This is a genomic window from Psychrobacillus sp. FSL H8-0484, from assembly GCF_038005325.1.
Lineage (GTDB): Bacteria > Bacillota > Bacilli > Bacillales_A > Planococcaceae > Psychrobacillus.
This window is the reverse complement of sequence record NZ_JBBOSZ010000001.1, coordinates 3,293,115-3,317,363: the sequence shown is the minus strand read 5'-3', so window position 1 is coordinate 3,317,363 and position 24,249 is coordinate 3,293,115. Positions and strand designations below refer to the sequence as shown.

The 24,249-nt window shown below is 35.7% G+C and carries 27 protein-coding genes; 17 read left to right on the top strand and 10 right to left on the bottom strand.

Annotation, left to right across the window (positions count from 1 at the left end; translation table 11 throughout):
* Positions 1 to 228 precede the first annotated feature (228 nt).
* The 5 genes from chrA (at position 229) to MHH81_RS16235 (ending at position 7,953) form a co-directional block, all read left to right on the top strand.
* Positions 229 to 1,386: a chromate efflux transporter gene (chrA, locus tag MHH81_RS16255; RefSeq protein WP_340923140.1), complete on the top strand. Its 1,158-nt coding sequence runs from the start codon at positions 229 to 231 to the stop codon at positions 1,384 to 1,386.
* A gap of 385 nt (positions 1,387 to 1,771) precedes the next feature.
* Positions 1,772 to 3,514 (top strand): ABC transporter ATP-binding protein, encoded by a 1,743-nt coding sequence (locus MHH81_RS16250; protein WP_340923137.1) that lies wholly within the window; start codon positions 1,772 to 1,774, stop codon positions 3,512 to 3,514.
* The gene (locus MHH81_RS16245; protein WP_340923134.1) at positions 3,511 to 5,250 is read left to right on the top strand and encodes an ABC transporter ATP-binding protein; all 1,740 of its coding nucleotides are present in this window, start codon (positions 3,511 to 3,513) and stop codon (positions 5,248 to 5,250) included. The genes MHH81_RS16250 and MHH81_RS16245 overlap by 4 nt, the downstream gene beginning before the upstream one ends.
* A gap of 188 nt (positions 5,251 to 5,438) precedes the next feature.
* Positions 5,439 to 6,695, top strand: a complete 1,257-nt coding sequence (locus MHH81_RS16240) for an MFS transporter (RefSeq protein WP_340923132.1) — start codon at positions 5,439 to 5,441, stop codon at positions 6,693 to 6,695.
* Positions 6,696 to 6,774: 79 nt separating this feature from the next.
* Entirely contained in the window at positions 6,775 to 7,953 is a 1,179-nt protein-coding gene (locus MHH81_RS16235; protein WP_340923129.1) for a M20 metallopeptidase family protein, read from the top strand.
* Positions 7,954 to 8,788: 835 nt separating this feature from the next.
* On the opposite strand, the gene MHH81_RS16230 is transcribed toward MHH81_RS16235, so the two are convergent.
* Complete coding sequence (locus MHH81_RS16230) at positions 8,789 to 8,992, bottom strand: YheE family protein (RefSeq protein ID WP_340923126.1); 204 nt, start codon at positions 8,990 to 8,992, stop codon at positions 8,789 to 8,791.
* Positions 8,993 to 9,064: 72 nt separating this feature from the next.
* On the opposite strand from MHH81_RS16230, the gene MHH81_RS16225 reads away from it, so the two are divergent.
* From MHH81_RS16225 to MHH81_RS16205, 5 genes are all read left to right on the top strand, one after another.
* Complete coding sequence (locus MHH81_RS16225; RefSeq protein WP_340923123.1) at positions 9,065 to 9,454, top strand: ferritin-like domain-containing protein; 390 nt, start codon at positions 9,065 to 9,067, stop codon at positions 9,452 to 9,454.
* A gap of 191 nt (positions 9,455 to 9,645) precedes the next feature.
* Positions 9,646 to 10,788, top strand: coding sequence for a DUF445 domain-containing protein (locus MHH81_RS16220; protein WP_340923120.1), 1,143 nt, complete (start codon positions 9,646 to 9,648; stop codon positions 10,786 to 10,788).
* Positions 10,789 to 10,807: 19 nt separating this feature from the next.
* Entirely contained in the window at positions 10,808 to 11,152 is a 345-nt protein-coding gene (locus tag MHH81_RS16215; RefSeq protein WP_340923117.1) for a YlbF family regulator, read from the top strand.
* A gap of 144 nt (positions 11,153 to 11,296) precedes the next feature.
* Entirely contained in the window at positions 11,297 to 12,076 is a 780-nt protein-coding gene (locus MHH81_RS16210; protein WP_340923114.1) for an enoyl-CoA hydratase, read from the top strand.
* Between the two features lie 5 nt (positions 12,077 to 12,081).
* Positions 12,082 to 12,459, top strand: a complete 378-nt coding sequence (locus MHH81_RS16205; protein WP_340923111.1) for an FAS1-like dehydratase domain-containing protein — start codon at positions 12,082 to 12,084, stop codon at positions 12,457 to 12,459.
* 256 nt (positions 12,460 to 12,715) lie between these two features.
* On the opposite strand, the gene MHH81_RS16200 is transcribed toward MHH81_RS16205, so the two are convergent.
* From MHH81_RS16200 to MHH81_RS16175, 6 genes are all read right to left on the bottom strand, one after another.
* On the bottom strand, positions 12,716 to 12,922 hold the full coding sequence (locus tag MHH81_RS16200; protein WP_340923109.1) for a hypothetical protein: 207 nt from the start codon (positions 12,920 to 12,922) through the stop codon (positions 12,716 to 12,718).
* 46 nt (positions 12,923 to 12,968) lie between these two features.
* On the bottom strand, positions 12,969 to 13,172 hold the full coding sequence (locus MHH81_RS16195) for a helix-turn-helix transcriptional regulator (RefSeq protein ID WP_340923108.1): 204 nt from the start codon (positions 13,170 to 13,172) through the stop codon (positions 12,969 to 12,971).
* Between the two features lie 12 nt (positions 13,173 to 13,184).
* Positions 13,185 to 13,583, bottom strand: a complete 399-nt coding sequence (locus MHH81_RS16190; protein WP_340923105.1) for a hypothetical protein — start codon at positions 13,581 to 13,583, stop codon at positions 13,185 to 13,187.
* A gap of 440 nt (positions 13,584 to 14,023) precedes the next feature.
* Positions 14,024 to 14,875 carry a pentapeptide repeat-containing protein gene (locus tag MHH81_RS16185; protein WP_340923103.1) on the bottom strand — a complete coding sequence of 284 codons (852 nt, stop codon included), beginning with the start codon at positions 14,873 to 14,875 and terminating at the stop codon, positions 14,024 to 14,026.
* 200 nt (positions 14,876 to 15,075) lie between these two features.
* On the bottom strand, positions 15,076 to 15,684 hold the full coding sequence (locus MHH81_RS16180; protein WP_340923101.1) for a hypothetical protein: 609 nt from the start codon (positions 15,682 to 15,684) through the stop codon (positions 15,076 to 15,078).
* A gap of 314 nt (positions 15,685 to 15,998) precedes the next feature.
* Entirely contained in the window at positions 15,999 to 16,184 is a 186-nt protein-coding gene (locus MHH81_RS16175; protein WP_340923098.1) for a YhzD family protein, read from the bottom strand.
* Between the two features lie 140 nt (positions 16,185 to 16,324).
* Here MHH81_RS16175 and MHH81_RS16170 point away from each other — a divergent pair, with 140 nt between their 5' ends.
* From MHH81_RS16170 to yhaM, 6 genes are all read left to right on the top strand, one after another.
* Positions 16,325 to 16,534: a helix-turn-helix transcriptional regulator gene (locus tag MHH81_RS16170; protein ID WP_340923096.1), complete on the top strand. Its 210-nt coding sequence runs from the start codon at positions 16,325 to 16,327 to the stop codon at positions 16,532 to 16,534.
* Complete coding sequence (locus MHH81_RS16165) at positions 16,527 to 16,838, top strand: DUF3796 domain-containing protein (RefSeq protein WP_340923093.1); 312 nt, start codon at positions 16,527 to 16,529, stop codon at positions 16,836 to 16,838. The genes MHH81_RS16170 and MHH81_RS16165 overlap by 8 nt, the downstream gene beginning before the upstream one ends.
* A 17-nt stretch (positions 16,839 to 16,855) precedes the next feature.
* Positions 16,856 to 17,053, top strand: coding sequence for a hypothetical protein (locus tag MHH81_RS16160; protein ID WP_340923091.1), 198 nt, complete (start codon positions 16,856 to 16,858; stop codon positions 17,051 to 17,053).
* Positions 17,054 to 17,147: 94 nt separating this feature from the next.
* Complete coding sequence (locus MHH81_RS16155; protein ID WP_340923089.1) at positions 17,148 to 18,353, top strand: metallophosphoesterase family protein; 1,206 nt, start codon at positions 17,148 to 17,150, stop codon at positions 18,351 to 18,353.
* 3 nt (positions 18,354 to 18,356) lie between these two features.
* Positions 18,357 to 21,074, top strand: a complete 2,718-nt coding sequence (locus MHH81_RS16150; protein ID WP_340923087.1) for an ATP-binding protein — start codon at positions 18,357 to 18,359, stop codon at positions 21,072 to 21,074.
* Positions 21,071 to 22,009, top strand: a complete 939-nt coding sequence (gene yhaM, locus MHH81_RS16145) for a 3'-5' exoribonuclease YhaM (protein WP_340923085.1) — start codon at positions 21,071 to 21,073, stop codon at positions 22,007 to 22,009. Before MHH81_RS16150 ends, yhaM begins: the two co-directional genes overlap by 4 nt.
* Before the next feature lie 48 nt (positions 22,010 to 22,057).
* On the opposite strand, the gene MHH81_RS16140 is transcribed toward yhaM, so the two are convergent.
* A complete protein-coding gene (locus MHH81_RS16140) occupies positions 22,058 to 22,990 on the bottom strand; it encodes a peptidylprolyl isomerase (RefSeq protein ID WP_340923083.1) in 933 nt (310 codons plus the stop codon).
* 138 nt (positions 22,991 to 23,128) lie between these two features.
* Here MHH81_RS16140 and MHH81_RS16135 point away from each other — a divergent pair, with 138 nt between their 5' ends.
* Positions 23,129 to 23,230: a YjcZ family sporulation protein gene (locus MHH81_RS16135; protein WP_340923080.1), complete on the top strand. Its 102-nt coding sequence runs from the start codon at positions 23,129 to 23,131 to the stop codon at positions 23,228 to 23,230.
* Between the two features lie 114 nt (positions 23,231 to 23,344).
* Here MHH81_RS16135 and MHH81_RS16130 read toward each other — a convergent pair whose 3' ends face one another.
* Both MHH81_RS16130 and MHH81_RS16125 read right to left on the bottom strand, forming a co-directional pair.
* Complete coding sequence (locus MHH81_RS16130) at positions 23,345 to 23,530, bottom strand: hypothetical protein (RefSeq protein WP_340923078.1); 186 nt, start codon at positions 23,528 to 23,530, stop codon at positions 23,345 to 23,347.
* Positions 23,531 to 23,599: 69 nt separating this feature from the next.
* On the bottom strand, positions 23,600 to 24,121 hold the full coding sequence (locus MHH81_RS16125) for a DUF3267 domain-containing protein (RefSeq protein ID WP_340923076.1): 522 nt from the start codon (positions 24,119 to 24,121) through the stop codon (positions 23,600 to 23,602).
* Between the last annotated feature and the right edge of the window lie 128 nt (positions 24,122 to 24,249).

Here is a 24,249-nt window from a genome sequence, read left to right as displayed (position 1 = left end):
CCCTAACCCAAATGGGGGGTAGAACAAAGTGTACACCTCCTGTTTTCTAAAAAATAGTTTATAGGTTTAATAATAAAATATAAAAAAAGAAATTACAAATCTTTCTCCTTACACTGAATATAATGACATTGCTGCTGTTCATAAAAGGTTTGAAAATTAACATAAACTTATCAATCAAAGGGCTAATTTTATATCATAATAATAGAAAGATGATTGGGGTGAGCGTAATTGGCAAACAAATATTTGGAGATTTTAAAAGCAGCTACAAAGCTTGGGTTTACCTCATTTGGAGGTCCCGCAGCGCATATTGGTTACTTTCGTGAAGAGTATGTCCAAAAAAGAAAATGGTTAGATGATAAATTATACGCGGACATAGTAGCCTTATGTCAGTTTTTACCTGGTCCTGCTTCCTCTCAAGTAGGTATATCCATTGGTTTACTAAGAGGAGGGATATTAGGTGGTATTATTTCTTGGTTCGGATTTACAATGCCATCTGTCATCATACTAATGCTATTTGCAATGTTTGTTACATCAACTGGTTCATATGACAGTGGATGGATACAAGGATTAAAAATAGTTGCAGTAGCAGTAGTTGCCCAGGCGCTACTAGGAATGCAAAAGTCACTTGCGCCAGACCGTATGAGAATTTCAATTGCTATAGTTTGTGCAGGACTCACTCTACTTATTCCCACAGCTATTGGACAAATTAGTATTATAGTTGCAGCTGGAATTTTTGGATATTTTTATTTTAAAAAAGAACTGGTTGATCCTGTTCCTAAGATGTCACTTACTTTTGGGAAAAAGACCGGAATTATAAGTTGGATTATATTTTTTGCTTTATTGGTTTTATTGCCTATTTTTAAACCTTTTATGCAATCCGTTTATTATGCCATATTTGATACATATTATCGTGTTGGTTCGATCGTTTTTGGTGGGGGACATGTTGTTTTACCAATGCTACAACGCGAAGTGGATATTTCGTCGGATGTATTTATTGCAGGATACGGAGCAGCTCAAGCAGTACCAGGTCCACTTTTTACACTAGCTGGGTTTTTAGGCCAAGTTACTGCAGGCACATCAGGAGCATTTGTTGCAGTTATAGCAATGTTTTTACCCTCTTTTTTACTTGTAATTGGAACATTACCTTTTTGGTCAGTAATACGATCGAAAAAAGGGATCCAAGCAGCTTTAAAAGGAGTGAATGCCGCGGTAGTAGGAATACTTCTTGCTGCATTATATGATCCAGTATTTACAAGTGCTGTGAACAGTCCAACAGATTTTGTCATTGTTCTTATAACTTTTACGTTACTTGTCGTGTATAAATGGGCACCTTTTAAAGTAGTATTAGTAAGTGCACTCCTTGGAGCGATTATGCATATTATTTAATTAGTCGCTTTTTTCGAAAAGTATTGACAATGGAAAATTCTATGTGCTAATGTTAAGGGACACTAAATAAATTGGAAATGGAGGTATGAGAAATGATTCGTTTAAAAGATATGACAAACAATTTAATAATTTCTTCATACCTACCATCAGACGTAAAATGATTTAATAATAGACATTTAAGGAACGACTTTGTCTATTTTAAAGCACATTGCCGGAATATGGGTAATGTGCTTTTTTGCGTCTTTTCATTTCCATTTTTTGGTTAAAAAATGATGGGAAGGAGTGTTGAATATGATTATTCAACGAACAAGACAAATTTTATTAAAGGAATCTCTAGAAGGTGGATAGCTTTCCTAAACATAGAGAAAAGAAATGAGGGATAAGAATGTTTTCTGTTTTATTTAAATTGAAATGGTTTTTTAAAGATCATTGGAAGCGATATACAGTCGCTGTTAGTTTGCTAATTATCGCAAGTGCATTTGAAGTTGTAGCTCCATGGTTAGTCGGTGAAGCAATTGACTCGATTACGTTGGGTAAGATGACAACGGAATCATTAATGCAATATGTATTATATTTTGTTGGAATAATTATTGTGGGATATGGACTTAACTTTGTTTGGCAATACCAATTATTTGGTGGCTCTATTTCGATCGAGCGCATTTTACGTTCGAAGCTAAATCGAAAATTTTTGAGCATGACACCAACTTTTTATGAGAAAAATCGTACGGGCGATTTGATGGCTCGTGCAACGAACGATTTAAATGCTGTAGCTACAACAGCTGGTTTTGGAATTATGACGTTGATTGATTCTACGATGTATATGGCTGCACTAATTCTTGCAATGGGTTTCATCATTTCATGGAAGCTCACCATTTTTGCAATTTTACCAATACCGATTTTAGCATTAATCATGCAATATTTAGGAAAAATCATTCACGAAAAATATATGGTTGCACAAGACGCATTTGGTGATTTAAATGATCGAGTACTAGAATCAGTTGCTGGTGTTCGTGTTATTCGTGCTTATGTGCAAGAACGAGCAGACGAGCAAAATTTTGCGGATATGAGTGAAGAAGTGTATCAAAAAAATATGGTTGTAGAACGAATTGATGCATTATTTGGTCCAATCACTAAAGTAGGAACTGGTATTAGCTATGTTGTTGCATTAGGATATGGTGCTTATCTTGTATCACAAAATGAGATGACTGTTGGAAACCTAATTACATTTAATGTTTACTTAGGGATGGCGATTTGGCCGATGTTTGCTATTGGAGAATTAATCAATGTCATGCAACGTGGGAATGCTTCTCTTGATCGTGTACAGGAAACATTGGATTATGAAGCAGACGTGAAAGATCCTGCCGTTCCAGTTCAATTAAAAGAAGTAGACTCCATCGGATTTGACGATGTAGGATTCCAATATCCATTATCGCAAGTTAAAAATCTTCAAAATATCCGTGTGAACCTTGAGAAAGGGCAAACACTTGGAATCGTTGGGAAAACTGGTTCGGGTAAAACAACCTTTATGAAGCAATTATTAAAGGAATATCCGATTGGGGCTGGCCAACTAACAATTGGAGATACAGCCATTTCAGAGCAAACGAAAGATCAGGTTTTAGAATGGATAGGATATGTTCCTCAAGACCATGTGTTATTTTCCCGAACGATACGTCAAAACATTCTTTTTGGTAAAGAGGATGCGACAGAAGAAGAGCTAGAAGAAGCAATTCGATTAGCTCATTTCCAACGAGACTTGATGAACTTACCGATGGGATTAGAAACACTTGTAGGAGAAAAAGGAGTATCCCTATCCGGTGGGCAAAAACAAAGGGTATCTATTGCTCGAGCACTTATTAAAAATCCGGAGATTTTACTATTAGATGATTCGCTTTCTGCAGTAGATGCAAAAACAGAGGCGAAGATTATTGAAAATATACAAAATGAACGCAGTGGGAAGACAACAATTATTACGACGCATCGATTGTCAGGAATTCAACATGCAGACCATATTATCGTTTTAGATGAAGGACTGATTGTCGAAGAAGGTACACATGATGAACTTCTAGGGCAAAATGGTTGGTATAAAGAACAATACGATCGTCAACAGCTTGAGGGGGTGTCGTCATGAGTACAGGAAAACGACTCTACCATTATGCGTTATTTTATAAGAAACCAATTATGCTTGGTTTAATCTTTTTGACTATTGCAGTGTTTAGCGACTTGTCAGGTCCATTTATTGCAAAGAAAATTATCGATGAGCACATTATGGAAGGGGCTATTGACCTTCAGCCCATATTAATGCTATTAGCGGTGTTCTTCAGTCTGTCTATTGTAACTGCTGTATTTAGATATTTTATGTTTATTAATTTACAGATTGGTGCAAACCGAGTTGTGCAAAAACTAAGAAACGATGTTTTTCAACACATCCAAACGTTGCCAATACAGTACTTTGATAACTTGCCAGCTGGTAAAGTAGTAGCGCGTGTAACAAATGATACAGAAGCAATTCGTAATTTATACGTGCAAGTGCTATCTCAGTTTGCTACAAGTATAATTTCAATTGCTGGAGTTTACGTGGCATTATTTATTTTAGATGTAAAAATGGCTGCAATTGCACTATTTGTTCTCCCAATTGTGTATATTTGGATGATTGCATATCGAAAATATGCTTCCAAATATAATCATATTGTTCGTACAAAGATTGCTGATATGAACGCGATGTTGAATGAATCCATTCAAGGGATGTCCATTATTCAAGCATTTAAACGAGAAAAACAAATGGACCATGAATTTGAAGAGATGAATGAAGAACATTACCGCTATCAGAAAAAATTACTTACACTAGATTCAGCTACTTCTTTTAACTTAGTAAGTGTGTTGCGTTCGATTATGTTTGTGTTATTCATTTGGGTTTTTGGTAGCCAATCAATGGAACCAAATACAATCGTTTCAGCTGGTCTGCTATATGCATTCGTGGATTACACAACAAGATTATTTAATCCGATTACAGGAATCGTAAATCAATTCTCTCAGTTAGAGCGATCACTTGTGGCTGGAAATCGTGTATTCCGATTACTGGATGAATCCGGGGAGAAGGTGGAAGACCAACGAATGGATCGTTACGAAGGAAATGTGGAGTTTCAAAATGTTTCCTTTGCTTATAAAGAAAAGGATTATGTATTGAAAAACTTAAACTTTGTTGCGAATAAAGGAGAAACGGTGGCACTTGTCGGCCATACAGGATCCGGTAAAAGTTCGATTATGAACTTATTGTTCCGTTTCTATGATCCTTCCAAAGGAAAGATTCTGATAGATGGAACTGATATTACGACGTTACCAAGACAAACAATTCGAGATCATATGGGGATTGTTTTACAAGATCCTTATTTGTTCTCTGGGACGATTGAGTCAAATGTAAGCTTAAGCGATCCACGGATTTCCCGTGAAAAAGTAGAAGCTGCATTAGAAGCGGTTGGTGGAGAACGCGTTTTAAAAAATCTTGAAAAAGGATTGGATGAACCTGTCATTGAAAAGGGGAGTACATTATCCTCAGGACAAAGACAGCTAGTTTCTTTTGCAAGGGCACTTGCATTTGACCCGGCCATTCTTATTTTAGATGAAGCGACATCAAACATTGATACAGAAACAGAAGAAATCATTCAGCATGCAATGGATGTATTGAAAAAAGGAAGAACGACGTTTATCATTGCACATCGACTTTCTACTATTAAGAATGCAGACCGTATTTTAGTATTAGATCGTGGAGAAATTGTGGAAAGTGGAACTCATGACGAGTTATTACAGCTACAAGGACGCTATGAACAAATGTATAAATTACAAGCAGGAGTATCTCAGCATGTGTAAAACATGTGGGGATATTCCCTTTTTATTTTCTATATCTGTGGGGGACTGCTCCAATATTGCACGAATGAGTTTCGAACTTGAGGAAAACGTTTCATGAATTTCGGTTTAATTAGTCAAATCTGTATTGAGTTTTTCTGACGGGAATCGTATATTTAGAGTATCGAAATAAAGAACAAAAGAGGTCTCGTATGATTCATTGGCTCCAGGATTGGAAAAAGAAAATAGCTTCATTTAATAGAAACATTCGCATGTTTATGATTGCGAATATACTCATTCAAATTGGAATGGGTGTTTTTATGGTGATGTACAATTTGTATATAAAGGAGTTAGGATTACCAGAAGCGGTGAACGGAAAAGTGATATCCATGACTTCACTTGCTTCTGCAATTATGCTTATTCCAGCGGGTTTTTTAAGCGATCGATTTGGACGTAAGGGCATCATCATCATTGGTACAGTAATATCGGCTGGGACTCTTTTTTATAGAAGTATAGCTGTAGGGGAACAATCCCTTATTTACGCTGCTTTTTTCACAGGTCTATTTATGGCACTTGTTCAAGTGTCAGGTGTCCCTTTTTTAGCGGAAAATTCAAATGCAAGCGAGCGAATGCATTTGTTCAGCATTCACTTTTCACTCATTATGATTGCAAGTGTCGTTGGAAGCCTGGGGGGAGGAGTGTTAGCAGATGCACTCCATATGTATGCATCTCTACCGACTGTAGATGCGATTAAATATGTATTAATTTTAGGAGCGCTCATTTTTACAGCAGCTTTAATTCCTTTATTTCAATTAAAGCCAGTTGTAAAAAGAGTAGAAAAAGAATCTAAAGTAAATCCATTAGAAAAAGAATTACCGAATACTTTTACTCGTAATGTAAAGATTATTGTATTATTTGGATTTGCGAATTTGCTAATTGGAACGGGATCTGGACTTGTCATTCCCTACTTAAATTTATATTTTTCGAATCGATTTGATGCTTCCAACACGTACATTGGGTTAATTTTATCACTTGGATCTGCAATGACTGCAATTGCCATGTTATTAGGGCCAGCTCTTGTGAAAAGGGTTGGTCAAGTGAGAGCACTTGTTATTTTCCAACTTCTTTCCATTCCATTCTTATTTATTACAGGATATACGAATTCACTTGTCATTGCATCAATCGCCTTTTTAATGCGACAGGCTTTGATGAATGCAGGAAATCCGATTCAAAGTGCCATAGCTATGGATCTTGTACATGATAAATATAAGGGACTTTCCAATTCAGTAAACCAAATGGTGTTTAATATAGGATGGGCAAGTACAGGAACTATTTCGACAGGGCTAGTTATGACGTTTGGATTTTATTGGGGGTATGCATATGCATTTACGATTACAGGGATATTATATATAATTGCCTCAACTTATTTTTATATTTTATTTGGTCGAAAGAAAATAGGAACGATCTAATAAAGAAACCTCACTTTCTATACTAATAATATGGTATAAAAGGGAGGTAATCAGTAGATTTTTATTAGGAGGGTTTAGGATGTTAGAAAATTTGTTTAATAGACTAGAAGAAATTTATCCAGAGTTAGTTGAATTGCGAAGAGATTTTCATATGTATCCAGAACTCTCACATGAAGAAGTAGAGACACCGAAAAAAGTTGCAGCTTATCTTACAAGTTTAGGATTAGAAGTGAAAACGCAGGTTGGTGGAAGAGGCGTACTAGGTTATCTAAAAGGTGGGAAACCCGGAAAAACGGTTGCTCTTCGTGCTGATTTTGATGCGCTTCCAATTCAAGATGAGAAAGAAGTAGGGTATAAATCTCGAACTCCAGGTGTAATGCATGCTTGCGGACATGATATTCACACTTCGGCACTCTTAGGGGTTGCCAAAGTATTGAGTGAAGTAAGAGAGGAAGTACCTGGTACGATTGTATTCTTACATCAATTTGCTGAAGAAACTTCTCCTGGTGGCGCTGAATTCATGATTAAAGAAGGTTGCTTAGATGGAGTAGATGTAATTTATGGTGCACATGTCATGTCACAACAACCTTACGGTACAGTTAGTGTAGTAGAAGGTTATGCATCCTCTGCACAAGATGATTTTTATATTACGATTCATGGGAGAGGTGGCCATGGGGCATCTCCTCATGAAACAGTTGATGCACTTGTAACGGGAAGTCAAGTAGTACTCAATTTACAACAAATTGTAAGTAGAAGAGTTAATCCATTGAAAGCAGCTGCAGTGACTGTAGGGGCATTTACAAGTGGAAGTACTACGAATATTATTCCTGATTCCGCTTCGATTAAAGGAACTGTTCGAACGTATGATGAGGGAGTTCGAAAACTGATTCAAGAATCAATGGAAAAAATAGTGAAAAGCACTTGTGAAGCGGCGGACGCTACATACGAATTGAAATACGTTAATGATTGCCCTTCTATATACAATGATCCAACTGAAACAAAACGTGTAGAAAGAGTAGCGAAATCGATTGTTGGCGATGAAAATGTCATCGAGAGTGATCCAATGATGGGTAGTGAGGATTTTGCATACTATCAAAAAGTGATTCCAGGTACATTTTTTATTATAGGTGGAAGAAATGAAGAACTAAATGCAACTTATCCACATCATCATCCTAAATTTGATGTGGATGAGCGCTCGATGAAAGAAATAGGAAAAGTGTTTATCGGAACTGTCTTTGACTACTTAGAAAATGAATAATGAATGAAGAAAGCTGCATGTGTTTAGAATTCTAAACTACATGCAGTTTTTGTATTTTATACAACTAATTGAAAAAATGTTGTTACCTGCCGAAAATCCGCTCGCTTTCCGCGGACGAACTGCCAAGCCTCCTCGGTTGTGCCTGCGGGGTCTTGGCAGTCCGTTTTTCCGCAGGAGTCTCGCGGATTTTCGTCATAAAATAAATTCTCCTAAAAATCGCTCAGTAATGATGTAGCTAAAGTCCACTCAAAAGCAATTCGTAAACGTCTGCGAACAAGTTTTGTACTTAAAGGGAACTATGCGCTTTTCTTAAAAGATAAGAAAGTATATGAAATTAGACTTCCACGAACCCAGTGTTCATGGTGTTTTGAATGATATAAGAACTCCATTACATTACATGCAAAGCAGAGTTATTAATTTGGTAGCAAGAACTTGAAATAAATGCCTTAAGAAAAGTAATCCCTGATTTCTCATACTTGTAAACAGAGCTTATGACAGAAAAATAATTAGGATTCAACTTATAGAACTGTAAATGTGCTCCCGAAATTGCATCTTCGGGAGCTTTCAATATGAGTAAGAAAGAATCTATTCTCTCGTTATCCAAAACAGCACTAACCTGTTGCCAACAGTTGCAGGAAGGCGACGGATGGACGAAATCCACAAAATTACCGAAAAGGAGAGTAGGATCGTGACGCTAGTCACGATCCTACTCTCCTAAAAAACGCGCGGTAATGATGTAGCTAAAGTCCATTCCAAAGCAATCCGGAAACGTCTGCGAACAAGTATTGCACTTAAAGGGTGCTTGCGCTTTTCTTATCTACAAATTTTGTGAGTATCAGTCATACACATGAAACAGCATTAGCTCATGTATCATTTTTTTGACGCTTTCTTCATCAGCAGGTATGTCGCCGATCCACTTAATCGTTCCGTCTGATTCGTATTCTGCTGTATATCGGTGTTGTTTGTAGAAGAAGGAGACGGACCAACCAGGTAATTGTTTATTTTTATATAAGGATTTGAAGCTAAAGTGCTGTAGCAAAGAAATCAACCTTTCATGTGTGAGATTTTATTCGCATACACTAGTATAAATGACTAGTAAAGGAGCATCTATTTGTTTACTGAAAAATTAAAACAAGCAATACAAAATGAATATGCCGATTATCATTATTATGTAGATATGTATAACTTAACAGACGATCCATATTGGAAAGACTTTATTGAGCATATCTATGAGGATGAAAAAAGCCATTATGAAATGTTTCAACAACTCTATTATATGCTGACGGGGACATTTGTTCAAAATTTGGAAAAACGTCCTCCTTGTGAAGACTTGAAAACATGTGCCAAAAATGCGGTGAGAGATGAGCTAGAGGCTGCTGAAATGTACAAAGAAATGTTGCTTCAAATTCCAGTTCAGCAAGCATATGCTCCACTTTTTGTTGCTATGCATGACGAAACGGAGCATGCTATTCGGTTATCAATGATGTATAACGCGTTGTAATAAATGTAACATCATTCAACGAAAACCATGCTGTCATAAAAGTAACGTCCTCATCTGATTATTCTAAATTTTGTAAGAAGTTCAACAAGCTCAATGCTAAAATCTAGACCTAAATACTTCAAGGCGAATTTGATGTGCTTGTCTATCCTCTGCTATAATAAGCTAGAAGCTAGAGGAAAAAGGTGAAATAGATGGGTTTTTTATGGACAATCACATTCATGGCAGTTGTTGGAGCGGCAATTGGAGCAGTTACAAATCACTTAGCTATTAAAATGCTTTTTAGACCGCATGAAGCAAAATATATAGGGTCATGGCGAGTTCCTTTCACACCGGGTTTAATTCCCAAAAGACGTGATGAGCTTGCAATACAACTAGGAAATACGGTTATTAAGCATTTATTGACGCCTGATATATTTAAAAAGAAGTATTTCAACGAGGAAATGAGAGTAAAAGCAAATACCCTTATCGTTCAGCAGTTAAATGACAATATCCTTCAATCGTATAAGACGATTGGGGATTGGTTGAAACTTGGCGGACTTGAAAATGTTGCCTCCATTGCAAATGAAAAAATAAATGAGCAAATAGATGTGCAATTTAATCTAATAAAAGCAAAAATTGAAAATGAAACGATTCGTCAGCTTGCTCCTATAGAATGGCAGAAAAAAGCAGATAGTAAAGTGGGGGAAATTGTTTCGTATATTCTTCTCAAAGGAGAAGACTTCTTCCAATCAGAAGAAGGGAAAATGGCGGTTAAAAACCTCATTGATGATTTTCTTTCTACTAAAGGAACGCTTGGGAGTATGATTCAAATGTTTATGGGAGAATCTTCTTCGTTAGCAGGAAAGGTTCAACCAGAAATATTGAAGTTTTTAAAAGCCCCAGGAACTAAGAACATGCTGGAAAAAATTGTTCAGAACGAGTGGGAAAAATTAAAGGATCAACCAATTATTGAAATGATGGAAGGCTTTGATTTTGATCCGGTTATTGCCAATGTGAAGGGTTACCTGACCAATCAGTTGGCTCTAGAAGAAAGATTGAATCATAACCTTATTCACTACTTCCCGGGTGCAACTGAATGGACGCAAAATCAGCTGGTACCTAAAGTTACTGCGTTTGCATTTAAAGAAGCAGAAACAAAGCTGGAAGAAGTATTGCGTAAAATGAGATTAGAAGATATGGTAAAAGAACAAGTTGATTCTTTCCCAGTAGCACGCCTGGAAGATATCGTACTTGGTATTTCCAAACGTGAATTTAAAATGATTACTGTTCTAGGTGGCGTTCTTGGAGGTCTGATAGGAATTATCCAAGGACTAATCGTATTTTTCACTACTTAAATTAAAGGAGCCTACAAAAATGATTAATATTTATGATGACATTAACAAGTTAGAAGCAAGCCTACGCCAAACAGACCAGTTTGCCAATGTAAAAGCAGCGGTCGAATCAGTAAAAGCTGATTCAGAAGCCCTAGCGCTATTTCAAAGCTTCCGTAAAATACAGTTATCCCTTCAAGAGAAGCAAATGAAGGGCGAAGAAATATCTGGTGAAGAGATAGAGTACGCACAAAAAACAGCTCAGCTTGCACAAAGTAATGAAAAAATCTTCCATATGCTTCAAGCAGAAATGGCATTAAGCCAATTAATTGAAGAAGTAAACCGAGTGTTACTTAAACCTGTTCAAGAATTATACGAAGGTATCTAACTTGAATGAAAGGATCTCCCCAATATTTGGGTGAGATCCTTTTTTGTATTGCAGAAGAATTTCTTCTTTCTAGCAGGAATAAAATTATAAGAAGGCGAATTTAATAATAATGAATGATCATTCACTTATAAAGGGGAAATCGTAATGTATGAAACTTTACTAGTAAAAAAAGAGGGACGAATTGCAACTTTATCGTTAAATCGACCAGAAACAATGAATGCTATGAATGAAGTAATGATGAGAGAGCTTGCGGAGAGTTTAGAGTCATTAAAAGAAGATCTATCTATTCAAGTGGTAATACTAAAGGGAGAGGGGCATGCCTTTTCAGCTGGTGGAGATATAAAAGCAATGATAGATACGGAGAATCAACTCAATATCGAGGACGCTATGGTTTATTTATCTCGTATTGCTACAACATTATATACATTACCTCAAATTACAATTGCTTCTGTTCACGGAGCAGCTGCCGGGCTTGGATTTAGTATGGTACTGGGATGCGATATTATTATTACAGAAGAAAACAGTAAGCTTGCGATGAATTTCATTGGAATTGGTCTTGTTCCCGATGGTGGAGGACATTTCTTCCTAAAAGAAAGAGTTGGAATTCCAAAAGCAAAGGAGCTTATGTGGAGCGGCCAGCTATTTACAGGAAAAGAAGCACTAAAAATAGGTCTAGTGGATGAGGTAGCGTCAGATGGATTAGGCCAAGTAACAGCGGAATCCTATGCTCAAAAGCTTCTGCAATCACCACTTGCTGCAATGATCGCTTCCAAAGAAATATTACATGCATCTAAACTACGAGACCTAGAATTAATTTTAGAAAAAGAAGCAAAAATGCAAAGTGCAATGCGTCAAACAGCAGATCATATAGAAGGAATTAATGCATTTGTAGAAAAGCGTACACCTGTATTTAAAGGAGTGTAACTGTTATGGAGTTAAAAATAGGGGAAACTTTTACATGGAAACGAACATTTAGCGAAGTTGAGGTCATACAGTTCGCAGAGATATCAGGAGACAAAGGAAAACATCATATGGTGCGAGATGATCAAGGTCGGTTGATGGTTCACGGGTTATTAACTGCAAGCATTGGGACAAAAATTGGTGGAGATTTAAACTATATTGCGAGAGAATTGGTGAGCGAGTTTCTACGTCCAGTTTTCACGGGTGATACGATTACCTGCGAGCTGTCTATTACCGATGTAGTCCAATCAGAGGGATTTAAAAAGATAGAAATCAAATCTACTTATAGCAATCAGCATGGTAAAGAAGTGTTGATTGGAACAAGCCACGGGATTATAAGGGAATAATGTAGCGGGAGTTGAAGGGGGTGTCCTTCGACTCTTTTTATTTTGAATGAGGCTAAAAATGCTGATCCTAATAGAAAATCATAGCCCCTATTTTGAACAAAGATTGATCAAAAAGGGGCTATTTTTCATACCATTGTAGGGCTTTTTGTAATAAAGATTGATTATTTCGGAAAGCGAATATTTAACTAAAGCCTCCGTTAGTTGAAGTGAAATTTTTCACAATATTTCAGTGGAAAATAGAAATTCTCATTTATTACTACTTCACAAAAAATGCGATAATACCTATAACAATACACAGTATCCCACTCAAAAATTGCCCTAATCCTGAAGCTTCTCCCATTAGAAGTAAATTGAATATGTTTTTACTTTTTTGTTTTTTTCCAAATAAGCCATCATCTGTTTTCATACGATAAATACCCCAAACTATTAAAATAGCCCCTAAAATAAATAATATAATAAGCATTTATGTTCCTCCGTTTTTTTTTATATGTGCATCTTTATGAAATGTATTATTTGTCATCCTCATCAAAAATAAAAGTTTCTTCAATTGATAAATTAAAAACTGAAGCTATTTTATACGCAAGTAGCACAGATGGATTATACTTTTGTTTTTCTAGTGAGATGATTGTTCTAGAAGATACACTTACTTTATCAGCTAATTCTTGTTGCGTTATCCCATATTCTATTCGCAATTCTTTCACTCTATTTTCCATAAATCCTCCTGATTAAAGGAAATGATTGTAATACTTTCTAGACCCAAATTCAATAATTATTAAAGATATTAAGACAACAAATAATGCAGTATTTGTTGGGATTACCACAAAATTAGTTAAAAACATAAGAATTAAAATTTCGGATATCAGAATATGCAAGGAAAAGCGAGCAACTTTTCCATCAATTAAAGCATCTCTTTCGTCATATTCCTTTGCTAATTCCTTTTCTAGTGATTTATTCTTTCGGGATGTAATATTAGAAATTGTTGAGTACAACAAAATTATTCCACCTAGGAATACTGTGATATAGCCGAAATTAAATTCTACTGATGTATCGAGAATTATTTGAATGATTCCCATTATAATTATCAAGGTTGAGACTAAAAAACGCTGTATAAATAGATTTTTCAAACATTCCTCTCCTAACCAACTTATTCTTCTTTAGTGAAGTTTACTTCACGTGAAGTTAATTTCACATTAACATTTTTCAAAACAAATTTCAAACGGTAAATAATGGTTCTTCAAATGACGGAATATTTCATCGTTTGAACGATTTTAGTTTTAATAGTATACAACTAAACTGCTTCTTTAGTTGAACAAGAAAAAAGAGCTGCCTAAGCAGCTCAACGATCTTTCACTAAAGCACACCGTTAGTTTAAGTAGAATCCTTCACAATCTCTTCTACACCTTAATATAACTCCAATCCATTAAATGTGTTCCAGAATCTGATTGATTAGAAAAAGACGCCTTTCTATTAAAGAAAAGCGCCCTATAATTGAATAAGGAATTCCGCTTCAATTGAACGGAGATAATTTTCAAAAGTCTCCTTCAATACACAAACATGAACAAAATCAGTTAATCCAATGAGAGGGGCGTTGTATATGAGAGGGTAATGTTGTCTTTACATCACCTTTAGCCGAATTAATTTGCATTTGAGTTAAAAACATACTCGTAGATAAGTTCGCTCCCCTTAAATCAGCATCACGCAAATCAGCACCAATAAAATCGACACCTCTTAAATCTGCATTCCTCATATCTGCTGCAATCAAATATGCTCCCCTTAAATCTATCGCCCTTAAATCTTTACCTCTTAATTTTATGCCAATCCAGTCAGCTCTTTCATGAATATAATTCTTGGCATTTATAGTGCTAGCTAACTTTGAAATTAAGCTTTCTCGAATATACTTGCTGGTTTCCGAAAGCAATTTATTTATTGGAAATCTGTACATCACTAGATCAAGAGATAATAATTGTTCAGCATCGAGTTTTGTTAAGTTCTGCAATTCTTTTAACTGCACACTCAATTTATCAGACAAAGCATGGGGAATGTCATACGTCAAGGCTTCTGCCGTGTACGCAATCATTTCATGTATTTGTTCCATGATCGGAAACACTTGGAACATTTTATCTCCAATTTCAGGATTATCTCGCCAACTTTGACCTTTAAAAGTAACTTGGGAAACGACTTGTCCAGCACCTAAACAGTCAAACACTGTACATCCCTTAAAACCTCTCTCACGTAGGTTACTGTGAATTTGACAACCATAATCAGATTTTAAATTAACACAAGGTCTACCTGCTGGCTTGTTAATTGGAAAATCACTCGATGCTACAATATTAAGCGCTGTGCAACAAAGTCCAAAGCACTTCGTACAATCAGCTGTTAAACTTTCTCTAATATTTTTGGCTGTTTCATTATACATTTTTATATCCTCTTTAAATTTTCTGTTTTTTATTTGAAGAAAACCTCTGATTCTATTGTACTTGATTCTTCAACAATATGGCCCGATTGTTAAACAAAGCTAATACGAGTTCTTCAACTAACCTGCTGCGTTAGTTCAATAAGAAAAAAGAGTTGCCTAAGCAACCCATGTTCTTTCACTACAGCACTCGTTAGTGAAAATTACTCCAGATGCATTACAATCTCAAGACCTGTTGGTTTGTCCCTAAAGGTGTCGCTATATTCTCTGAAAACTAATTCAAGTCCTGAAATATCGTCAGGTAACGGTGGAGAAACGATGAAGTTGTGGGTGTTAGTTCCCGTTGAACCTCTTCCTCCATCCGCACGACAATCGTATTCTCCTAATAAAAACAATTCAAATGAATTGCGATGAAGATGATGTATGTCAATTGGTGATTCATCTTTACCATCCCAATCGACATTAAGACGTATAACGCTGGCATTCTCATACTGCCGAATGAGGGTTACTGAGTAAAAACGTTCATTTATTTCAACTGATTTTAAAACAGGTAAGTGCTTTCTAAATCCAGTCGGTTCAACACGAGGTTTAAAGAAATCCTCCAATTTCATAGATTTGAACAATGAACTTAAATAATCTTCGTAGAGGTCGTATTTTATAGACCAATTTGTGATTGCTTCTTCTGGTGGAAAACCTGGATTATTGCTTGAAATGTCCTTACGTTCTTTTAGCAATGCGCAAAGTTGTTCATCGATTGAAAAAAGTCTTTCATCATATTTGTCTGTTGGACGTTCAAATGGCAATCGCTTCATTGTTTTCCTCCTCAATTTACATATCCAAACTAAAATCATAAGGTACTCTTATTTTAACAGATAATGGAATTGCATTGAGTAATAATCTTTCACTAACCTGCTGCGTTAGTTTAAGTACATTTCTTCACAATCTTTAAAGTGATGTTAACATAAATATTTAATAAAAATCATCTCAGCTCTATAAGTTTCATTTAGAGGTGAGATGATTTTAATCAAACTTTATTACAAATTATCAAAAATCAACTATTGGAACTGGGCATGAAAAATAAAAAAAGGTACATAAACCAACCTAATGGTTAATGTACCTTATCTATTTACACGTGGAATAATACTAGTTTACCGGAGCTATTTACTAAACGATGTGTTGTTTCTGCTAAGCCTTTTTCTTCTACAGCAGCTTCCCCTTTTTTCTTCGCTTCGTCGTCATTTTCGAAACTCCAAGTCTCTTCCACAATCAATTTTCCAGTTGGTTCAAATGCAGTGAATTTATACATTTTCAAGAATGAACACCCCTTTATTATTCTTATATAGATTATACACGAAAAATTTTGAAAATAATATGTAAAGTAAGCTTGACGTAGTAATCGAGTGTAAAGTATACTTTACGTAAAGCTACCTTTACAAAAAGGGGTGATGAGGTATGAAGAATTTCGTTCGAGACAGAAGAATGGCATTGGGAATGACACAGGATGAACTATCAGAGAAGCTGGATGTATCAAGGCAGACGATTATTTCGTTAGAAAAAGGGAAGTACAATCCATCCATCAATTTGGCCTTTAAAATTTCTAGACTGTTCCAATGTACTATTGAACAATTATTTATTTATGAGGAGGATGAAAAGAATGTATGAAGAATTTGATTTGCTTACATTTTTAATCGGTTTGCCTTTAGCTATTGTCATAATGTCTATTGTTTTCTTTATTATGTGGAAAATTGGAAAGAAAAAGAGATGGTTTGACGAGCGTTATAAAAAAGTTCATGAAAAAGCACGATCCTATTCTTGGATAGCGACGACTGTTGCCATTCTAATTGTGTGGATGATTGTCATATTAATGGAAGGACCTGGACTGACCTTTTTCTTACTAACAGGGCTATGGGTAGTTCATATGGTTTCCTATTCAATAGGAGCTTTTATTGCTAATCAAGATAACTAAATAAGGAGTGTTATAAAGTGAAAAATAATACTAAATGGGCACTATTTGTTTCATTGTTTGTATTAATTGGATTTCCACTATTTTTTCTATTACTCTCTTTGATAACGGATCAATGGAAGTACCTTCTATTTAGTATTCCTCCTTCTATGACCGCAGGATTAACTGGACTAATGCTAACGCTTCGGCAATTAAAAATAGAACGTAAAAGCGCATAATCATAAAGCGGGAGGCTGTACACATTTAGTTGTATACAGTCTTTTTAATATGATAAAATAAGAACAAATATTCGTTTTTAATGAGGTGCATTGGATGACAGAAATTCATTTTCTTCATATTGCAGATTTACATTTGGATAGTCCATTTAAAGGGATTTCCGCTATTCCACAAAATAGATGGAAGGATATACGAGAAAGTACCTTTCATGCTTTTACGAACATCATAGAGTACGCGATTGCTAGTAAGCCCGATTTTTTATTAATAGCCGGTGATATTTATGATGGAGAGAATAGAAGCCTACGTGCACAGCATTTATTTCAAAAAGGAATGGAAGCTTTAGGTAAAGAAAATATTCCTGTTTTTATTTGTTATGGTAATCATGATCATTTAAGTGGGAGCTGGGTTCGCTTTCAGCTACCAGAGAATGTCCATGTATTTGGCGAAGAAGTAGAAACGAAGTCCATTATGATAAAAGGAGTTACTGTGCAAATTTCAGGGTTTAGTTATAAGGAACGACATATTCGTGAAGCAATGCATACTTTTTATCCAATCGCGAACAACGGGGACGTTCATATAGGAATGCTTCATGGCAGTATGGAAGGGAACAAGGAACATGATGTGTATGCTCCGTTTCGAAAGAGTGATCTTATTGGGAAGGGCTATCATTATTGGGCTCTTGGGCATATTCATAAGCGTCAAATTGTCCACGATGATCCTCCTATCGTTTATCCAGGAAATATCCAAAGCAGGCACCGAAATGAAAAAGGCGTCAAGGGGTTTTATGAAGTCACCTTAACGAAAGATAAGGCGGATCTTCAATTTATTCCTTCATCTGCTTTTATTTATGATGAGATGAGTGTATCGTGTAAAGGCATCATGCACGCGAATGAATTAATTCAACATATTGAGCAAGCGCTAAATAGCTATATCGCCTTAAATGGAAATGCTATAGTGGAGCTTACACTGACGGACATTTCGGAAGAAACGGCTGAACTGCTACAAGCATCACCCAAGGAAGAATGGCTATCTTTAATTCAAGAAAGTGTTGACACGAAAAATGCCTTTGTAATTGTGAAAGAGCTAAATATAAAGCTTCCAAAAGAAGAATGGAAGGAATCTACTATGCTGATGGAAATATTACATGACTGGGAAATTTCCGATTGGAAAAATGTCTTAAAAGATATGTATCAGCACCCAAAAGGAAGTAGATATTTACCTGCAATTGATCAGAATTTTATTGATAACACGATGAGGGAAGCAGAGCATGTACTTTCAAAAGCTGTAACGAGGGGGGAGTAACAGGTGAAAATAGAAAAGCTCCATATTTATGGTTTTGGAAAGCATGAAAATGTTGAAATTGATTTACAAGACGGAGTAAATGTCTTTTATGGTGAGAATGAAGCAGGTAAATCTACTATTCAACAATTCATTTTGCATATTCTTTTTGGATTTCCTCAAAAGAATGCACAACTATTACGATATGAACCAAAAAGTGGTGCCATGTACGGTGGAAGAATCCATGTAATAGATGAACAGGAAAACCGAGTAATAATTGAGCGTGTAAAAGGAAAGGCAAGTGGAGATGTCACGCTCTATTTTACAGATGGGACTCGTGGAGGAGAGCAGGAACTTGTAAGCTTACTTCATTCGTATAATCGCGCAGATTTTGAGGCGATTTTTTCATTCTCCTTACTTCAATTACAAGGCTTTGAAAAAATGACAGAGGAGGAATTGACAAGAACGCTTTTGTCCTCTGGAACTACTGGAATGGACACTTTATCAAATGTAGAAACACAATTTATGAAGGAAATGGGTGAGCTTTTTAAGCCAACCGGTAGGAAGCCCTTAATTAATCAAAAGATAGAAGAGTTACGTGAATTAGAGGCAAACTGGAAACAACAAATGGAGGAAGTGGAAAAATACGAACCTTCCATAAAACGAATACAGCAGTTGGAAGTACTTATAAGTGAAACGATAGAAAAAGAGAAAAGGATTTCTACTCAAATACAACAGTATATGCATTGGAAACAACTAAAGCCGATGAAGGAAAGGGAATTAGAATTAGTACAGGCCCTTGAAAAAATAAAGGATCAAAGCTTTCCAGCAGATGGCATTCGTCGGTATGAATTAATAAAAGATAAAGAAACAAATATAAAAGTTGCCACGGAGCAAATAAAGGAAGAGCTGCAATCATTAAAAAGTAGCAATGATGTCCTTCCCAAAGAACAATTAGATTCACTCCATTCATTTTTGAGTAGTGAAACCGAATGGCATCAGTTACGAGCAAAGCGAATACAAATAGAAGAAGAGCAAAGTAAAACGCTTCAAAATCAAATGCAGCAGCTCGCACTAGTTGGAGTAGATTGGGAGAAGAGCTTAGCGTATATTGTCGAAGCAGATGTATCTATTCAGCAAGAAGACCAACTCGTTTCTTTACTTCATACAAAAGAAAGTTTAGAAAGAGAGTTGCAGCAAGAAAATCGCTTATTGCAGATGAAAAAACAGGATTTAGATCAGCACCAAGCACGTATACTGGAGTCTAAACGAGCGAACAGTTCTTCTAATGAGAAAAACCATGGCAATGGAATTGCTTTTGTACTTATTGGGGCTATTCTATTAGTAGGCTTTATTTTAAGTTATCTTCAGTCTAATTGGATGATTGCCATGACTACAGTAATAATTAGTGCTCTTATATATGCAGGCTTCACATTCATGCTCAAAGGCATGCAGCAATCGAATGATGTTCAAAAGTACGAAAGCTTACTAGTGAAGGAACAACAATCCTTAAAGGAGCAAGTAACTCAATTGGAGCATACAATTACTTCATTAGAACGCCAAAAAATAGACTTCACACATCGTGTAAAGTCATTTTTAAACCGTTATTCTATAAGTGATCAGCTTTCCCCTAGTTTATTGCCCGAGTTGTTCAATCGACTTCGCATTATTCAAGAACAGCAGATTGAGCTGGATACTATGGAAACCAAATTATATGAAGTAAGAGGCAGATTACAGGAAATCTTGAAACAGGCAAAGGAGATAACGCACATCTCTTTTCAAGAAGACATGCTTTTCCATCAGCTTCGAGAATATTATTTAGTAGAAAAGAAAAATACGGAAGAACAGCAATCTATCACGAAAAGAATAGATCAATTGGCAGTAAAGCTAAAGGAACATCTATTACTTCTTGCGTCATATGCTGAAAACAAAGCATCTCTCTTCCAGGAAGCGAAAGTGGAATCGGAAGGAGATTACTATGCTGCACATACAGTGTACGAACAAAGAATAACGTTAGAAAAAGAATTGAAGCATATCCGATTGCAGCTCGGCAATAAAGATATAGGAATACAAGACTTTGAAGAAACCTTTGAAAAAGAAAGTAATTCAAAACTGCAAGCCTTGCAAGAACAACGTAACGAATTTGTGGAAGAAAAAGCATCTTTGCTATATAAAACAAATAAGTTAGTAGAAGACGATGAACAAAGTGAAAACTTGCAACAAATAGAACTGAAAAAAGCAGAGCTACAGGAACTAGTGAAAAAATGGGCTGCTTATAAAATTGTTGTAGAAGCGATTAAACAAACGATGGTACAGCTAAAGGAAGAACGTCTTCCAGAAGTTCTGGAAAACGCTCAGTGTTACTTTAAAATGCTTACAAGTAATTCCTATGAGTATTTAACGCTAACACCAGAAGGAAACTTTGAAGCAGTTAAAGCAAATGGGCAGCGTTTTAAAATAGCAGAACTTAGTCAGGCGACAAAAGAACAAGCTTATATTTCGCTTCGCATCGCGCTTGCAGTATCATTAGTAAACAAGGCACCTTTTCCAATCATCATGGATGATCCATTTGTGCATTTCGATCGTTTCCGATTACAACAAGTGGTACAATTAATGACAGAGTTACAAAAAGAACATCAACTACTGTACTTTACATGTCATGAAAATATGCGATATGTCTGGAAAGACGCACATGTCCTACAAGTAGCGACATTATTAGCCGGAAGTGGAGGGATTGTGAAATGAAGGGAATTACACAACTACGAGTAGGGGATCCAGTAGATCATTTCTTACTAATAAAACAATCAACAAAAGGTGTTACAACTGTTGGAAAACCATTTATGTCGCTTGTATTACAAGATAAAAGCGGTGATATCGAAGCGAAACTTTGGGATACAAACGAAGATCATGAAAAGCAGTATGCTGCAAGTCAAATCGTACGAGTAGGCGGGGAGATTCAAGATTATCGTGGGAAATTTCAGCTTCGTGTAAAGAGCATTCGACCAGTAAAATCAGATGAAACCATAACAATTAATGATCTTGTTCCATCGGCAGAGAAGCCAAAAGAAGAGTTGATGGAAGAATTACTACAATTTTTCTTTGAAATGAAAAATCCTTTAATCCAACGAATTACACGACACTTACTCAAAAAGCATCAAACAGCATTCATGACATTTCCAGCGGCAACGAAAAATCATCATGATTACGCCTCTGGTTTGATTGATCATGTAGTGTCCATGCTGAAGCTTGGAAAAGCAATAAGTGAGCTGTATCCAACGTTAAATAAAGACCTGTTATACGCAGGGATCATTTTGCATGACATAGGGAAGGTATTAGAGCTTTCAGGCCCTGTAGCAACAACTTATACAATTGAAGGTAATTTGCTAGGGCATATTACTATTATGGTAAATGAAATTTCAAAAGCAGCAGAAGAACTTCAAATTGAAGGAGAAGAGGTAATGCTTCTTCAGCATATGGTGCTTTCCCATCATGGAAAAGAAGAGTGGGGAAGCCCAAAACGTCCTATGGTTCGCGAAGCGGAAATCTTGCATTATATCGATAATATAGATGCGAAGATGAATATGCTAAATAGGGCATTGGATAAAACAAATCCAGGTGAATTTACAGAGCGTTTATTCCCACTCGAAAATCGTTCATTCTACAAACCAACTTTTGAATAAAACAAATTAAAAAGCGTAAAGGCTCGTTGCCTTTACGCTTTTTATCTCTTACTTCTCGCTACCTTCTTTAGAAGATTTTTCTTCAGTTGTTTTATCTCCTTCAGCAGGAGGTTCAGCCGCAGCTAAAAATTGATCAAGTGCAGTTTTTAAGTCTTCATCTTGAATCTTGATATCTGCGTCTTTCATCATTTTCGCTACTTTTGTTAATAAGATAGAAGGATCAGCTTTTTCAAGCTTTAATTGTTTTTCAAGCTCAGCTTTTTTATCTTCATATGATTCTTTAATCGTACGTTTATCCGTTACTTCAATCACATGAAAACCATGTTGTGTTTTTACTGGTTCACTAATCACATTTTTTTCTAATGCAAATGCAGCTTCTTCAAATTCTGGAACCATTTTCCCTTTACCAAACCATCCTAGTTCTCCACCAGATTGTTGAGCTGCTGGTTCTGTAGAATATTTTTTTGCAACTTCTGCAAAGTCTTTGCCAGATTCTAGCTCAGTCTTCACTTTTTTAGCTGTTGCTTCATCTGCTACTAAAACGTGACGAGCATTAATCTCATTTTTAATATTTTCATATGCTGCTTTCACGTCTTCTTCTTTCACTTCTACATCTTCTATTAAAGCTTTTTCTTGTAATAAATTAAGCTCTATATATTTTTTGTAGGATTCTTCTGTATAGCCTTGTTGAGCGATCATTGCTTCGAAGCTTTCACCAAATTGCTCTTTATCTGCTTTTAATTGAGCGTCCACTTCTTCTTTTGACACATCATACTTAGAATCAAGAACTTTTTCAATCATTAGAAGTTGAAATGCTTGATCTCCAATAGATGCTTTCATTTCTTCATACAAATCATTTTGCGTGATGTCTCCAACCTTTGATGTAGCAATCACTTCACTGCTGTCCGCAGAATCATTGCTACATGCTCCTAAAGCTAAAACGGATGCTGCTAGTGTTAATGACAATACTGTTTTTTTCATGAAAATCTCTCCTCACTTCTACTTGCTGCAGATGTAACTATAACATAAACGAAATAAAAACAAAAATGGTTCCCTTTCATTTGCCTACCGTAAGTTCAAAATAGTGCATACGATAAATGGAAAAGGGAGGTGTTCTAAATGGGTGGACAATATAGCCAAGGTAGTAGCAGTTCTGGATTTGCATTGCTTGTAGTTCTGTTTATTCTATTGATCATTGTTGGCGCAGCATTTATCTACTAATCGTGCCCAGGACTAAGTCCAGATAATTTTGGGTCTTGGTCCCTCTCCTCATGTATGTGCTAAAAAAAGAAATGACCCTAAATCATTTAGTTGATTTGGGTCAATTTTTTTCTCTTAAACTGTATAAACTAGTTCAACGTAGAAGGTCACAAGAAGAATCGTAATTAGTATATTAATTGTACGAAAAATCTTCGGATGTTTTTCTTCTGGAATTTCTTTTGACATTACTAAAGCGTATGTCATACGGTTAATTTGTAGCAAATAAAATGCTGAGAATAGAACTAACGTAAATATAATCATGTCTAAACTCCCTTCATATACTAGTAAGCATATCAAAGAAGGACAGAAACTTACAAGTGTTACATATTGCTAAGGATGTGTCGAAGCTATTAAAATTTCGTATCCAGCGTCCGTTTCCTCAATTAATGCCCTCTTTGGCGATCTACTTAAGTTTTTTACATATATTAAATCAATCAAACAAATTCCGCAGTGATAAGCAAATAACATCGTAAAATAATGAGCAAAATTAGGTATAACTAATGCTCCAATAATGAGTGTAGGATTAATAAAAATAAATGGCGCTAATAAAGAAAATAAAAATCTGTTTTTATTGATCGGTTCAAAAACTCTTATGGAAAAAATAGGGAAACATTTAAATTGCTTTTTAATTTCGAATTTTACTTTCTCTCGATAGCGAAAAAGGGGGATGAAATGAAATAATTTATGAATTGGATACACGCTAAAAAAAGCGAGAATAAAAATCAAAAAATAATCATCGGATTTTTGGGAATCGTTTATAATTCCTAGCAAAGCGTATGCGAAAGAAAAAACAGTTATAACTAAAATGAAGGAAAAGAGAAATAGCCTTTCTAAGCCATATTGTTTTTTCACATTAATTGTTTTCCAGCAATGCAAAGTGTATGCATCTCCATCCTATTTAAAATGATGAATTTGTTTCAGATACATACAATACGACTTTTACTACTAAAATGCAATACATAATTTATTAAGATTAATAG

What these genes read in the sequence shown, in the direction of transcription:
- MHH81_RS16250 (WP_340923137.1), top strand. Translation starts at nt 1,772, where the DNA reads ATGTTTTCTGTTTTATTTAAATTGAAATGGTTTTTTAAAGATCATTGG.
- MHH81_RS16245 (WP_340923134.1), top strand. Translation starts at nt 3,511, where the DNA reads ATGAGTACAGGAAAACGACTCTACCATTATGCGTTATTTTATAAGAAA.
- MHH81_RS16240 (WP_340923132.1), top strand. Translation starts at nt 5,439, where the DNA reads ATGATTCATTGGCTCCAGGATTGGAAAAAGAAAATAGCTTCATTTAAT.
- MHH81_RS16235 (WP_340923129.1), top strand. Translation starts at nt 6,775, where the DNA reads ATGTTAGAAAATTTGTTTAATAGACTAGAAGAAATTTATCCAGAGTTA.
- MHH81_RS16220 (WP_340923120.1), top strand. Translation starts at nt 9,646, where the DNA reads ATGGGTTTTTTATGGACAATCACATTCATGGCAGTTGTTGGAGCGGCA.
- MHH81_RS16215 (WP_340923117.1), top strand. Translation starts at nt 10,808, where the DNA reads ATGATTAATATTTATGATGACATTAACAAGTTAGAAGCAAGCCTACGC.
- MHH81_RS16210 (WP_340923114.1), top strand. Translation starts at nt 11,297, where the DNA reads ATGTATGAAACTTTACTAGTAAAAAAAGAGGGACGAATTGCAACTTTA.
- MHH81_RS16205 (WP_340923111.1), top strand. Translation starts at nt 12,082, where the DNA reads ATGGAGTTAAAAATAGGGGAAACTTTTACATGGAAACGAACATTTAGC.
- MHH81_RS16200 (WP_340923109.1), bottom strand. Translation starts at nt 12,922, where the DNA reads ATGCTTATTATATTATTTATTTTAGGGGCTATTTTAATAGTTTGGGGT.
- MHH81_RS16195 (WP_340923108.1), bottom strand. Translation starts at nt 13,172, where the DNA reads ATGGAAAATAGAGTGAAAGAATTGCGAATAGAATATGGGATAACGCAA.
- MHH81_RS16185 (WP_340923103.1), bottom strand. Translation starts at nt 14,875, where the DNA reads ATGTATAATGAAACAGCCAAAAATATTAGAGAAAGTTTAACAGCTGAT.
- MHH81_RS16180 (WP_340923101.1), bottom strand. Translation starts at nt 15,684, where the DNA reads ATGAAGCGATTGCCATTTGAACGTCCAACAGACAAATATGATGAAAGA.
- MHH81_RS16170 (WP_340923096.1), top strand. Translation starts at nt 16,325, where the DNA reads ATGAAGAATTTCGTTCGAGACAGAAGAATGGCATTGGGAATGACACAG.
- MHH81_RS16165 (WP_340923093.1), top strand. Translation starts at nt 16,527, where the DNA reads ATGTATGAAGAATTTGATTTGCTTACATTTTTAATCGGTTTGCCTTTA.
- MHH81_RS16155 (WP_340923089.1), top strand. Translation starts at nt 17,148, where the DNA reads ATGACAGAAATTCATTTTCTTCATATTGCAGATTTACATTTGGATAGT.
- yhaM (WP_340923085.1), top strand. Translation starts at nt 21,071, where the DNA reads ATGAAGGGAATTACACAACTACGAGTAGGGGATCCAGTAGATCATTTC.
- MHH81_RS16140 (WP_340923083.1), bottom strand. Translation starts at nt 22,990, where the DNA reads ATGAAAAAAACAGTATTGTCATTAACACTAGCAGCATCCGTTTTAGCT.
- MHH81_RS16135 (WP_340923080.1), top strand. Translation starts at nt 23,129, where the DNA reads ATGGGTGGACAATATAGCCAAGGTAGTAGCAGTTCTGGATTTGCATTG.
- MHH81_RS16130 (WP_340923078.1), bottom strand. Translation starts at nt 23,530, where the DNA reads ATGATTATATTTACGTTAGTTCTATTCTCAGCATTTTATTTGCTACAA.